This window comes from Streptomyces sp. NPDC090442 (genome assembly GCF_044769405.1).
Taxonomy (GTDB): Bacteria; Actinomycetota; Actinomycetes; order Streptomycetales; family Streptomycetaceae; genus Streptomyces.
On the sequence record NZ_JBIVXW010000066.1, the window covers coordinates 38,444 to 50,104 of the forward strand.

At 61.2% G+C, this 11,661-nt stretch carries 16 protein-coding genes and 2 pseudogenes; 17 read left to right on the forward strand and 1 reads right to left on the reverse strand.

The window, feature by feature from the left end; genetic code table 11:
* The first annotated feature begins 42 nt into the window (after positions 1 to 42).
* The 15 genes and pseudogenes from ACIQU6_RS34155 (at position 43) to ACIQU6_RS34225 (ending at position 8,149) form a co-directional block, all read left to right on the forward strand.
* A complete protein-coding gene (locus ACIQU6_RS34155) occupies positions 43 to 501 on the forward strand; it encodes a hypothetical protein (protein WP_403485624.1) in 459 nt (152 codons plus the stop codon).
* 783 nt (positions 502 to 1,284) lie between these two features.
* The gene (locus ACIQU6_RS34160; RefSeq protein WP_403485640.1) at positions 1,285 to 1,512 is read left to right on the forward strand and encodes a hypothetical protein; all 228 of its coding nucleotides are present in this window, start codon (positions 1,285 to 1,287) and stop codon (positions 1,510 to 1,512) included.
* Entirely contained in the window at positions 1,478 to 2,293 is an 816-nt protein-coding gene (locus tag ACIQU6_RS34165; protein ID WP_403485625.1) for a PD-(D/E)XK nuclease family protein, read from the forward strand. The genes ACIQU6_RS34160 and ACIQU6_RS34165 overlap by 35 nt, the downstream gene beginning before the upstream one ends.
* A gap of 82 nt (positions 2,294 to 2,375) precedes the next feature.
* Positions 2,376 to 2,501 carry a hypothetical protein gene (locus ACIQU6_RS34170; protein ID WP_403485626.1) on the forward strand — a complete coding sequence of 42 codons (126 nt, stop codon included), beginning with the start codon at positions 2,376 to 2,378 and terminating at the stop codon, positions 2,499 to 2,501.
* 16 nt (positions 2,502 to 2,517) lie between these two features.
* On the forward strand, positions 2,518 to 3,036 hold the full coding sequence (locus ACIQU6_RS34175) for a hypothetical protein (RefSeq protein ID WP_403485627.1): 519 nt from the start codon (positions 2,518 to 2,520) through the stop codon (positions 3,034 to 3,036).
* A 34-nt stretch (positions 3,037 to 3,070) separates the two neighbouring features.
* Entirely contained in the window at positions 3,071 to 3,904 is an 834-nt protein-coding gene (locus tag ACIQU6_RS34180; protein WP_403485628.1) for an AAA family ATPase, read from the forward strand.
* Positions 3,897 to 4,274: a hypothetical protein gene (locus ACIQU6_RS34185; protein ID WP_403485629.1), complete on the forward strand. Its 378-nt coding sequence runs from the start codon at positions 3,897 to 3,899 to the stop codon at positions 4,272 to 4,274. The genes ACIQU6_RS34180 and ACIQU6_RS34185 overlap by 8 nt, the downstream gene beginning before the upstream one ends.
* A gap of 10 nt (positions 4,275 to 4,284) precedes the next feature.
* Positions 4,285 to 5,055 carry a BRO family protein gene (locus tag ACIQU6_RS34190; protein ID WP_403485630.1) on the forward strand — a complete coding sequence of 257 codons (771 nt, stop codon included), beginning with the start codon at positions 4,285 to 4,287 and terminating at the stop codon, positions 5,053 to 5,055.
* 12 nt (positions 5,056 to 5,067) lie between these two features.
* A pseudogene (locus ACIQU6_RS34195) lies at positions 5,068 to 5,271 on the forward strand (CHC2 zinc finger domain-containing protein); the annotation flags it as partial.
* A 25-nt stretch (positions 5,272 to 5,296) separates the two neighbouring features.
* Positions 5,297 to 5,947 (forward strand): toprim domain-containing protein, encoded by a 651-nt coding sequence (locus ACIQU6_RS34200; RefSeq protein ID WP_403485631.1) that lies wholly within the window; start codon positions 5,297 to 5,299, stop codon positions 5,945 to 5,947.
* Between the two features lies 1 nt (position 5,948).
* On the forward strand, positions 5,949 to 6,395 hold the full coding sequence (locus tag ACIQU6_RS34205; protein WP_403485632.1) for a DUF3310 domain-containing protein: 447 nt from the start codon (positions 5,949 to 5,951) through the stop codon (positions 6,393 to 6,395).
* On the forward strand, positions 6,392 to 7,153 hold the full coding sequence (locus tag ACIQU6_RS34210; RefSeq protein WP_403485633.1) for a metallophosphoesterase: 762 nt from the start codon (positions 6,392 to 6,394) through the stop codon (positions 7,151 to 7,153). The genes ACIQU6_RS34205 and ACIQU6_RS34210 overlap by 4 nt, the downstream gene beginning before the upstream one ends.
* Complete coding sequence (locus tag ACIQU6_RS34215) at positions 7,150 to 7,752, forward strand: hypothetical protein (RefSeq protein WP_403485634.1); 603 nt, start codon at positions 7,150 to 7,152, stop codon at positions 7,750 to 7,752. Before ACIQU6_RS34210 ends, ACIQU6_RS34215 begins: the two co-directional genes overlap by 4 nt.
* A 9-nt stretch (positions 7,753 to 7,761) precedes the next feature.
* Positions 7,762 to 7,914 carry a hypothetical protein gene (locus ACIQU6_RS34220; RefSeq protein WP_403485635.1) on the forward strand — a complete coding sequence of 51 codons (153 nt, stop codon included), beginning with the start codon at positions 7,762 to 7,764 and terminating at the stop codon, positions 7,912 to 7,914.
* Positions 7,904 to 8,149, forward strand: coding sequence for a hypothetical protein (locus tag ACIQU6_RS34225; RefSeq protein ID WP_403485636.1), 246 nt, complete (start codon positions 7,904 to 7,906; stop codon positions 8,147 to 8,149). Before ACIQU6_RS34220 ends, ACIQU6_RS34225 begins: the two co-directional genes overlap by 11 nt.
* 475 nt (positions 8,150 to 8,624) lie before the next feature.
* Here the strand turns inward: ACIQU6_RS34225 and ACIQU6_RS34230 are convergent, their stop codons facing one another.
* Positions 8,625 to 10,220, reverse strand: a complete 1,596-nt coding sequence (locus tag ACIQU6_RS34230) for a recombinase family protein (protein WP_403485637.1) — start codon at positions 10,218 to 10,220, stop codon at positions 8,625 to 8,627.
* A 50-nt stretch (positions 10,221 to 10,270) separates the two neighbouring features.
* On the opposite strand from ACIQU6_RS34230, the pseudogene ACIQU6_RS34235 reads away from it, so the two are divergent.
* Positions 10,271 to 10,834: pseudogene (locus ACIQU6_RS34235) on the forward strand (fructose-specific PTS transporter subunit EIIC); the annotation flags it as partial.
* A 234-nt stretch (positions 10,835 to 11,068) separates the two neighbouring features.
* The coding region (locus tag ACIQU6_RS34240) for an NAD(P)-dependent oxidoreductase (protein WP_403485638.1) at positions 11,069 to 11,661 on the forward strand (593 nt) is incomplete at its 3' end.

An 11,661-nucleotide genomic window follows, 5' to 3' on the forward strand; every position in this document is an offset into this window, starting at 1 on the left:
GAACGAGCAATCAGACAAGACCGATCATCAAGGAGAACCCCCATGGGTCGCCCCAGCACTCTGCCCACCCCAAGCGAGTTGTTCGCCCTACTGGCGAAGGGGACGTACAGGAATCAGAAGGAAATCGCAGACGCCTACGGCGTGAGCGAAGCTGCCGTCAGCCAGCGCCTGGCCCCGTACAAGGAGAGCCCAATCGACTACCGGGCGCTCATGCCGTGGGAAACCCTCTCCAAGCACAGGACAGCGCGCCCCGCGCGCGCCCTTCGCCTGCATCTGCGCGCCCAGCTCCAGCCGCACACCCTCACTGTCGAGGAAGAGCGCGAACACCAGCGCTGGTTGGCCAGCCTTCAGACGAAGATCGTGGACTACACGCCAGAGGACGGCTGGACCTATCGCACTCGCCAGACTGACCATGAGGACCTGGTGGCCATCCTCCCCAACGACGTAGACCTCCCCACAGAGACGATCGATCGTCTCTACCGGCTCCGGAACGTCGGCTGATAGGCGGCCAAGCCGCTGCCCTCGGGGAGATGACGGCACAGCCGCTTGGGCACCACTCTGATGCTGGTGAGGGCGCTGCCGCAGCGTTGACCGGCCATGCGCGCAGCGCCCCTTGACTGTCAGTGGTCTATGGCAGGCTGCTGACTATGAGCTACGACCTTGCTGCCTGGGAGGGGAGCCACCCAACTGGTGGCCACGAAATCGAGGACGCGTGGTGTCCTGGCAGCGGTACCGATGCCACGGGGATCGTGGCGAGCCAGGCCGCTCTAAGGCGCGCACCGGAACAACGCTCAGAACGCGGGATCTGCTGAAGCAGCGCCAACGCTTCATCTGAACGGCGTTGATGCGGCCTATAGCCAACAAGCCCATGTAAGCGGCGAGTTCGTAGACGAATCATGATTGTGCGCGCCCATGCGCTTCGCAATCGTTCGCAGTAAATCACCAGGGTTCCCTAACGCCCAATAGGGCAAGGCAAGCCCATATTCGACATGCCCAAAAACGGGTAGCAATGGGGGCTGACTTGTGCCAGATGGATTCTTAAGAGAGGCCCTTTCCCTGACTGACGCATACAGATCGGCGGGGTTTCCGAAAATTGACGTGATCTTTAGGCCCAATATAAAATATCGTCAGATTCCGGACGGCGGTTCCCTCGCCTCCGGTTCACCCCAGGTTCCCTCAGGGGCCGTAACCGAAAGGCGAGTAGTGACTACGACCGCGACGGTTGCCGCACGATATGACGCTCTGCTCAACCAGGGCCCTACTGTGACGCGAGTCCTGGGCGGCATGACCTCCCGCCCGGGCATGGTCCTGCTCTTCGAGGCAACCGAAGGCGACCACATCGTTCACTACTACTGCGAAGCCACGGACATCCGCCAGATGAAGCACCATCGCGCAGCAATCCCGTCCGGCTTCGAGCTCGCTGGGACCACTCGCATCAACGGGTTTGAGTATACGCCCGAGAACGGAGGCAAGAGATTTGCCGACCTGTACCGCAGGTCCAACTCCTCGTAGCCACAGTCAATATACCGCCTACGCGCGATGTGGTGAGGCATACCGACTGGCCAGGGTCGAGCACATTCCCGCTGACCCGGCCGGATGGTTGACCCAGGGCGTGGCTGTCCACAGCGCGATCGAAGTGTACGAGCGGTCGGGGCGATCGATGTCCCGAGCCGACGTCACAACCCATTACCACAAGGCATGGCATGACGAAATTCGCGCCGGTCTAGCTATTCAGCCCGACATTGACCAGTGGATGACGGGCGGGTTCAAGTCTGGCTCCAAGGATCTCGTGGACCGACAAGACCTCGGTGAGCACCAGGTAGCCGACTACATCGACTACGCAGAGCAGTCCGGCGAAACCATATGGACAGCCCCTGATGGCCGCCTGGCGGTCGAACTGCCCTTCAGTGTCACCATCGGAGAAGTCCCAGTCCGCGGCTACATCGACCAAGTAGTCGTCACTCCCTACGGCCTGTCCGTCCGAGACATCAAGACTGGAACCAAGAAGCAAAGTTCCGCCCTCCAACTCGCCCTCTATCGAAGGGCTTTGTGGGAGACCTACGGCGTCGATGTTCTCTGGGGCGACTACTTCACATGCGCCCGCAAGGGGCGCTCGCCTAAGCCTGGCGCTCCTACTGATCCCATTGCCCTATCTGCCATCGACCAGCGATGGCTCGACGCCCAGTACGCGGCCATGGATGCCGCTGAACGGCATGGCATCTACCTCGCCAACCCTGGCGACCACTGTGCAACATGCGGCGTCAGTAAGCACTGCAAAGCGAAGGGACGCTGAACTGCACACCGAACAACCCGGCTTCATCCTCAAGTTCCACCTCACACCTGATACCGAGGTCACCTTTCAAGGCGACAGTCCCATGGCCGTCGGTCCGCAGGTCGAGGCGTTTACCCAGGCTGCTTCACGCTTCGCAGACCTCATCCATCAGGCGCAAGCTGTCTTCAACATCGGACAGCTTGGCGCAACTGTCGTCACCAGCAAGTAACCACAAGGAGCACCCCTTGGCCAACTACATTTCCACCTCATCCCCCAAGCTGTTCGCGCGATTCGCCAACCCCGGAGACAGCATCGCTGGCTACGTAGACGACGTCCAGGAAGTCCCTGACCTGGACTACGAAACGAGGGTTCAGAAGAAGGACAAGAAGAGCGGAGAACCGCTCTGCAAGACGCGCATCACCCTTGCCACAGACCAGAGCAACGGCGAGGGTGACGACGGCCGGCGGAACCTGGATATCGACTCCTATGGCAAGGGCAGGGCGATGGGGGACGCACTCAAGGCCGCTGGCGTGAGCGTCAATGTGGAGGAGGGCCTGGAGCGAGGCGGGTTCCTGAAGTTCGCCTTCGCGCGCACCCGGCCCTCGAAGTCCGGCTACCCTGCCAAGGTCTACATCGCCGAGTACACCAAGCCCGCCAAGGCGATGCCCCAGCAGCAGTCCACTGAGCAGGCCGCGGCCCCCCGACAGGTCATCCCTCAGGCATGGGGGAGTCCGCAGCAGACCAATGCCCCCGCACCCTGGTAGGCCGGCAGCTTTTTATTTAACCAATTAGTTAAGCGTGCACAAGGGGTGGTGTCTGCTGGGCGCCACCCCGTTAGGGGGTCTCATCCTCACAATCACCCAGGCGCTACAGCAAAAAGGCAGCGCAGGCGAGCCCATCCCTGGCATTTTCCAGGCCCTTCAGGCCCTCGGCGTTGCTATCCGGCAGGGTCAACTGCACCTCATAGCCGCAGGGCCAGGGACCGGCAAGAGCGCCCTCGCCCTGAATCTCGTCATCCGGAGCGGCGTTCCGACCATGTACTTCAGCGCAGATTCTGATGCGTTCACGCAGTACGTGCGCAGCGCCGCCCGAATCAGTGGCTGGACTACAGCGCAGGTCGAGGAGGCCGTTCGCAACCAACAAACCACCACCATCGACGCGGCCCTAACCAGCCTTGACGCCCGGTGGAACTTCGACGCCTCGCCGAGCCTCGACGAGATCGAGCAGTCCCTCATGGCCTACGCCATGATCTACGGCTGGCCAGCCCTCACGATCATCGACAACGTAACCAATGTCGACGCCCCAGAGATGGGGGAGGGGCATGCCGGCCTTGACGAACTCTGTGGATTTTTCCACGACTTGGCGCGGCGTACTGGTAGCGCAATCATCCTCCTCCATCACGTGACCGGCATCTACAACGACGGAAACAACCCCATCCCCCTTTCGGGGATCAAGGGGCAGATTGGCCGTGTTCCGGAGGTGATCCTCACTCTCCATCGCGGCGGCACCGAGTTCGAGGGTTACGACCTGCGTGTAAGCAACGTCAAGAACAGGGGCGGCAAGGCTGACCCGAGCGGATTTACCTTTGCTCGGCTCGGCTGGCAGCCTGAAAGGATGCTGATCGATGGCTAACCCCAAGCCCCGCAAGCTGGCCAGACCCAACGGAGCAGCCGTCAAGGCGCGCGGACGCAACTGGGAAAACGAGCTTGTCCGCATCTTCCATGGGCTCGGATACACCGAAGCTAAACGCAACGGCGCCATCTACGGAACCCACGATCGCGGCGACATAGGCAACATCCCACTCACCGTCCAGGCCAAGGCAGTTGACCGCATCCAGCTCTGGAAGCACCTCGACGATGCTCTTGCTCAAGCCGCCAACAACGGGACCGGTGCTGAGACATGCGTGGTCTACAAGCGGCACAACGCCGCGAGCAAAGACGCTGCATGGGTGCTTCCCGGGGCGTTCGCTCAACGACTCATCCACTCCTACTACAACAACTGAGAGGAACGAAGTGTTCAACAAGATCTTCAAGCGCAACGACGGTGAGCAGGTCCCTCTTCGGACCCAAGTCGACAGCGATGGCGAGCCGTGGTTCGTAGCGGCCGATGTAGCGAAGGCGGTGGGGATCGGCAACGTAGGCATGGCGCTGACCAGGGTGAATGCGGCTGACATCAGTAGTGCTGATGTCAGCTCCACGGGCCAGCGGCGCCGGATGAAGTGCGTGAATGAGTCTGGCCTCTATGACTTGGTGTTGGACAGTCGCAAGCCGGAGGCAAAGCAGTTCCGACGCTGGATCACCTCGGAGGTTCTGCCATCCATTCGTAGGACAGGCGGCTACCAGGCCGACGATGTTCTCAGAGCTGCCATGCAGCAGCTCGTCTCTGACCCGGCAGCCGGCCTGTTGAAGATGGCCGAGCTGACCAAGCGAGCCGAGCAGGCCGAGGCCCTGGTGGAAGAGCAGGCGCCCAAGGCGGGCGTCTTCGACCAGATCATGGCGTCCGAAGGTGACTACGACGTGGACCAGGCCGCGAAGGTCCTTGAGCCTCTATTCGGTGGAGAGATGGGGCGCAATCGCCTCCTTGCTCTCCTCGTAGACGAAGCCATCCTCATGAAGAACACAAAGGGGTACCGACCTTACCAGTGGGCGGCACGGCACTTCCGAACGCTCTCCTACTCCGTCGAATTCGACAACAGATCATTCATCAAGACCCGAGTGAAGATCAAGCCGTCTGGCCTCGTATGGCTTTTCAAGCGCTTCGAGGCAAAGGGAGCACTGGCATGAGTGGGTGAGTGGATGGTGGCAAGTAGTAGCGAGAAGCCTCCCATCGTCGAGGTATTGAAGCACTACCACCCCGACTGGCAACCCCCTCGGCGCGACAGCGGCTCATGGCAACCATGCGAATGCCCATCCCACGAGGATCGCAACCCCAGCGCATCAATCAACATCGACGAAAACGTCATCCACTGCCACGGCTGCGACTACAGCCACGACAGTTGGGGCGTCATCATGGAAGAGGAGCGCTGTGAATTTCTCGCCGCCGTCGAGACAGCGAATCGCCTTTTTGGATCAGGCGGCTACGGCCTATCACAAGCAACTAACGGACACTTCCCCCGCCGCAGAGTATTTGAAGAAGCGGGGCCTATCCCAGGACAGCGCTCAATACTTTCAACTCGGCTACGTCGCAAACCCACTATCGGGACATGAGCGATACGCCGGCATGCTCGCCATTCCCTACGTCAATCGTCAAGGCACTGTAGCCATCCGATACCGATGCATAGCCGAGCACAAGTGCAAGGAACATGGCCACGGAAAATACCTCAGAGAACCCGGAGACGACGCCAAGATCTTCAACATTCTCACCCTCACCCTAAACACCCCACGCATCGCCATCTGCGAAGGCGAGATGGACGCCATCACCGCATGGCAATGCGGCATACCTGCCATCGGCGTTGCCGGAGCCCAGAACTGGAACAAAATATTTAACCGCCTCATCCGCGGATACAGAGAAGTCGTCATCCTTGCCGACGGAGACGGAGCCGGCCTCAAGCTCGCCGACACCATCTCCGAAAAGAATGAACACGCAACCACGGCGCAGGTGCCGCCCGAGTTTGACGTCAACAGCTACTACCTGGAGTGCGGTAAGGATGCGCTCCTAGAAAAGGCGAGGTTCTGACATGTCTGAATTCACCGTCGGTGACTGGATCGAAATCCAAGGTGTCAAAACGAAGAGCCACCAGAAATATAACGGCAAGCTCGGCTGCATCCACGCGAAGGCATTCACCAGCAAGGAAGGCCAGGCGTGGGACGTAAGGATCAATGATCCCATCACGCCAGCCATCGTCGTCTTCGAAAGCGAGATGCAACTCATCGACTGGAACGTCGACAAGAGGCCCAAGGCTCCAAACGACACCGCAGACGCATCCATCATCAGTCCCGCCCACTACACGGGATTCTCCAACGGCGCGGAAGTCATAGACCTGACGGAACACCTAAATTTCAATCGCGGATGCGCAGTCAAGTACCTCTGCCGCGCCGGTCGGAAAGACAACGAGCGTCAAGACCTACTCAAAGCCCTCTACTACATCAAGCGCGAAATAGCGCGCATGGAGGTCGCCAGTTGAAGCGCATCGTCCTGATCTCCGACCTTCAGATGCCCCTAGAGCACCGCAAGGCCAATCAGACCCTCATCCAGTTCATTCACGAATACCAGCCCGACGAAGTCATCAACATCGGTGACATCACCGACTACACCGCGCCGTCTCGATGGTCGGCTGGCAAGCGCGCTGAGTACGGCATGAGTGTGCGCCAGGAGGCCGACTACACCCGCAAACACCACCTGGAGCCGCTACGCCAGGGCTACACAGGCAAGTACACCTTGCTGGGCTCCAACCACGGCGAACGACCCTTGCGGTACCTCGCAGAGCGGGCGCCGGCCCTGTACGACGAGACGCTGTTCCGTGAGGACAAGTTGCTGGGCCTCGACGACTACGGGATCAACTACGAACCCACCAGCTACGACTTCGCGCCCGGCTGGACTGCCCTCCACGGCCATGCCCGCGGAATCCCCCTGTCCCGGTACGCAGGCGGCACCGCCATTAACGCGGCCCGCAAGCTCCAGCGCAACGCCGTCATCGGCCACACCCACCGAGCGGGCATCGTCTCGGAAACCAGCGGCATCGGCGCCACCCGAACCCTGACCGGCGTCGAGCTCGGCCACCTCATGGACATCCGCAAGGCCACCTACCTCGGTCCGGCCCAACTCGCCAACTGGCAAATGGCCTTCGGCCTGTTCTACGCCGCCGGCAAGGCCGTCACACCCCACATCATCCCCGTGCAGCGCAACGGTTCTTTCGTCGTGGAGGGCGAAAACTACAAGTGACCCAGATCAACCCCCAGATCATCGACACCGCAAAGAAGGCCGCAGCTCGCCTGGCCCGAGAAAACTCGTACTGCGAAGTCGACGACATTGAACAGTTCATCCTCCTCAAGTATTGGGAAAGTCGAGACCGGTTCGCTGGATACGCTCCGGAAGCCCTGTACTCCATTTTTCGCAACATCGGCCTAGAGCACTGCAAGGCCGAAAGACTCCACTACACCTACAACACAGCCGAGTGGATCTACACGCCCCGCGAGATCCGTAACATCCTCAAAAACGCCTACTACTGCGAAGACGGACGGGAACTCATCCCTAACCGAAAGGACGACCTGCTACGGGTCGCCAACGACCCCAAGAGCGTCGCGGTAGTCATCTGGGATATAGACGAAGCGATGGCCGACCTGGCCGAAGAATATCAAGCCTCTATCGAGCGAGCCTATCTGCATGGAGATAATCCGCAGCATGGAAGTGCCGAACAGAAGCGTCTCCAGAGGGCAATCGACCGGCTGACCGAACGGCTCAATACCAAAGTGGATATCAAGGGAAAGGAGCGTGCCCAGTCTCGGAGTCGGATGCGCCAACCCTCCGTCAGCTCTATCTAGTGGAAAGTCATGCTCGACGAAATCAAACTCTGGTTCCTCTTCAATCGTGACGCCATTTTGTTCACCCTCTACGGAGGAGGCATCACCCTTATCGCCTGGACATGCGGACTCATCACCCGCAACGTAATCGAGACCTTCGTAAAGGAAGACTGTGACTGCTGACTCCAACGCCATGCCTGACCCTGACGACTTTGCCGCCTACCTTTCCAGCCTGGAAAGCGTGAATGGTGGAATGCGCGAGGATGCCTACCGAAGCGCAGTCAATGAAGCCATATCGGTCATCAAGCACGCAGGGAAGGTGCGCAAGTCCGCCGTTGAAGCAGGCTTTTCTCCCGAAACTTCCGAGAGTATGGCGCTCGACTTTTGGAACATTGCCTCTGGACTCGGTGTCGAATGAGTAGAGACGCGCGCGAATACTTCTTTTGTCTTGGCTGTCACGATCACGAACCGGTAGATGACAGCAGTCTCATCACCACCAAGGAGCGGAGGGAGGTTCGCATCTGCTGGGGATGTGAGGAGGTCCTAGACAACCTTGGCTTCTCTGACGACTGAACTTACTCAAAGCTCGACCATGCAGCAGTCGTGATATTGCGGGTAGTTGTCGTCAGCCCTGGTCAGCGGTCGGCGTGGCGAGCTTATTTATTCTTCGAAGTGGTTAACGTCCCTGGAGTAGAGAGACTTGAACGGTAGAGACGCTGAGGCGATAAAGCGTGACTGGATGGCGCGCCAGCTTGCACAGATGCCTCAGAGGAGTGAGGCGTTCCGGCGTGACCTGATGAAGCGATGGAATCTCGTTCCTGGTAAGCAGTGATCAGAAGAGGCCCCCAGGCTATCTATTGTAGATAGCCTGGGGGCCTCTTCTGTGTTATGCGCTAGCCGACTTCCTCTTTCCTCCAGACAATCTCGACATCATTGGGGTTGAACCAGCGCCCTTTGGCTGATTTATTGACGATCACGGCCCGGATCTGATTGGTCAGCTCCAGCCGCTTCCGATCGTCACTGTAGGAGCTCCATTCTTCCACCAGGTCAGGTGTCTGCCCGGTGGCAACGGCTCTCTCGGCTTGCAATTTGTGCACATTCTTACGCAGCTCTACTTGTTCTTCTTCGAGCTCGGAGACCAGATCCAATGCGCGAGTGGTCGTGATCTGCTTCGGGTGGCCCTTCTTTCTGCGTGCCATCACCTCGCGGATCTCGTCCTCAATCTCGGCTAGGCGCGCTTCATCTAGCGCGATCTTTCCGTCGTAGTCGTCGACTTCTTTCTGTGCATTTCCGATGATCTCTGCCATCGCGTCCAGGAAGAGGTCTTCCACCAGGGCATCTAGTGGTGCCCCGGAGCGCGAGACCTTTCCGCACCCACGATTGGTTGTAGCGCATCGATAGAACGGCTTCTTTATTCCTCGGATGGTGCGCGCCGAGCCGGTCATTCGGTTGCCGCACTCACCGCAGCGCACGAGGCCAGCTAGCTTCCTTTTCCTCTTTCCGGGTTGCGTTGCGGCTTTTCCCTGGGATACCCATTCATCGCGACGCTGTTCGAGTACCGCGATGGCCTTCCAGTAGATGTCCGGCTCGACGCAGCGGTCCCAAGCCCCGATGACGGGTTTGCCCTTCTTGTCGTACATGATCACGTCTGGCCCCCACGGGGAACGCTTGCCGCGTCGCTCTTGGGCTGACTGGTAGATGCGGTATCCGGCGTTACGTGGATTGGCAATACGGTTCTTGACCGTCTGGTAGAGGAGTGGGCCGCCATCTTGGCCAGTGACGTCATTGTCTTCCCAATACCGGATGACGTCAGGGATCGTGTGCCCGTTCGCGACCATGGCTATGCCTTCCGCGCGAAGTTTCGCTTCCTTGGGGTTCAAGGTGCCGTCCTTGTTCCATCCCCAGTTTGTTGCTCCTGGGTGGGGAACTCCGCGTTCGGCCTTGTCCTTGTTGGCGCTTGCCTTGCGTCGCTTGGTTGCAGAGACCTCCATGCCGCCCATGACGGCCTGCATCATGAACATGGATCGCCCCTCATCAGTCGAGAGGTCTGTTCCGCCGTGATACGCGCGGCCGACGAGGTTGGGGTTCTTGCGGTACTCGTGGCAGACGCGGGCAGCATCGAACTCTAGGCGTGCCACACGGTCGGCGTGGTAGAAGACGAACCCATCGATGACGCCGTCTGCGAGATCCTTGAGCAGCGCCTCGAAGTCGGGACGGACTATGAACGGGTCCGCTGCGGTGAGGTCGTTGTCGTCGTAGACGCGAACGATGGTTCCGCCCATGTCCCCTGCGAGGATCTTGCAGTCCTTGAGCTGGCGGGTCACCCCCTCGCGCGTCAACTGCCCGTTCTCGTCGCGATCGTCGTCAGAGATGCGGATGTACGCGCCCAGGCGCAGGACGCCCGGCTCCGTTGGTTCGGGACCGATGGCGACTCTCGTTGTGTCGCCGTTGGTGGCGCGGCGGGCGGTGTCAGTGCTGGTCAGCACCATGTTGCGTGTCACTTTGCGTAGCTCTCCCCAATGATGTGCTTTTACGCTACCTGGGCGGCCCGCTCAACAAGGTCGCCTACGCCTTCGCCGTCGGCGGACTGGCCAACCCCAACCCGGGCAGCCTGAAGGTGATGGCCGCGGTGATGGCGGCCGGCATGGTCCCGCCGCTGGCGATGGCGCTGGCCACGACCGTGCGGGGGCGCCTGTTCACCCGTGCCGAACGCGAGAACGGCAAGGCGGCCTGGGTGCTGGGCGCGTCCTTCATCACCGAGGGCGCCATCCCGTTCGCCGCCGCCGACCCGCTGCGGGTCATCCCCTCCGCGATGGCCGGCGGCGCGGTCACCGGCGGGCTGTCGATGGCCTTCGGCTGCACCCTGCGCGCCCCGCACGGCGGCGTCTTCGTCGTCCCGCTGATCGGCCAGCCGCTGCTCTACCTCCTGGCCGTCGCCGCCGGCACCGTCGTCAGCGCCGCCCTGGTCATCCTCCTCAAGCGCTTCCGGACACCGTCCCCGACGAGCCCCGCCGCGGACGTGCCGCCGAGCGCCGACCCGGCACCCCGCGCAGCGCACACGCCCCGCACGGAACACCCGCACCGCGAGGTAACCACCCACTAAAGAGTGGGTACTTGTTCGGAATCGCGCCCCCGCCAAGACTGATCAGCACGTGAGCAACGGCTGGTCGACACGCGATCAGCGTTATCGAGGCGGGAGCGCGATTTCGTCATGACGGAGAAGAGCGAGGCGGCAGCCGCACCACGGGAATCGACCCGGGAAAGACCCGGGCCGGCACCCCGGAAAACACCCCTGGAATCGCCCCGGAAAAGCGTCACGGTCCTCGGCCTGGGCGATATGGGCACGGCCCTGGCGACGTCCCTCCTCGCCGCCGGCCACCGGGTGACGGTCTGGAACCGCACGCCCCACAAAGCCGCCGCCCTCGCGGAAAAGGGAGCCCGGCCGGCACCCTCCCCGGCCGAGGCGATCCGCGACAGTCCGCTGGTCCTCGTCTGCATCCTGGACTACGCGGACATCGGGCCGCTGTTGACGGACGACGGGGCCGGCGAGGCGCTGCGAGGCCGGGCCGTGGTCAATGTGACCAACGGTTCGCCGGACGAGGCGCGGGCCCTGGCGGAGCGGGTGACGGCGCTCGGGGCGGACTATCTCGACGGCGGCGTCATGGCCGTACCGGAAATCATCGGAAAACCGCAGGCGTTCGTCCTCTACAGCGGCGCCGAGGACGCCTTCGAGGCGCACCGCGGGCTCTTGGACGCCTTCGCCCGCAGCGTTTATCTGGGGCCGGACCCCGGGCTGGCGCCGCTCAACGACCTCGCCCTGCTGAGCGGGATGTACGGAGCCTTTTCCATCTGTAGCTCTGGAGGGTTGGGTGTGGCTATGAGGTTGACGCAGGGGAGAACGCGCGGGGCACCTCCGTGGTTGGGCAGGTC

Bases quoted from the DNA above. Each gene is read 5' to 3' on its own strand.
- ACIQU6_RS34220 (WP_403485635.1), top strand. From the start codon at position 7,762: ATGCTCGACGAAATCAAACTCTGGTTCCTCTTCAATCGTGACGCCATT.
- ACIQU6_RS34160 (WP_403485640.1), top strand. From the start codon at position 1,285: ATGACCTCCCGCCCGGGCATGGTCCTGCTCTTCGAGGCAACCGAAGGC.
- ACIQU6_RS34170 (WP_403485626.1), top strand. From the start codon at position 2,376: ATGGCCGTCGGTCCGCAGGTCGAGGCGTTTACCCAGGCTGCTTCACGC.
- ACIQU6_RS34230 (WP_403485637.1), bottom strand. From the start codon at position 10,220: ATGGTGCTGACCAGCACTGACACCGCCCGCCGCGCCACCAACGGCGAC.
- ACIQU6_RS34205 (WP_403485632.1), top strand. From the start codon at position 5,949: ATGTCTGAATTCACCGTCGGTGACTGGATCGAAATCCAAGGTGTCAAA.
- ACIQU6_RS34155 (WP_403485624.1), top strand. From the start codon at position 43: ATGGGTCGCCCCAGCACTCTGCCCACCCCAAGCGAGTTGTTCGCCCTA.
- ACIQU6_RS34185 (WP_403485629.1), top strand. From the start codon at position 3,897: ATGGCTAACCCCAAGCCCCGCAAGCTGGCCAGACCCAACGGAGCAGCC.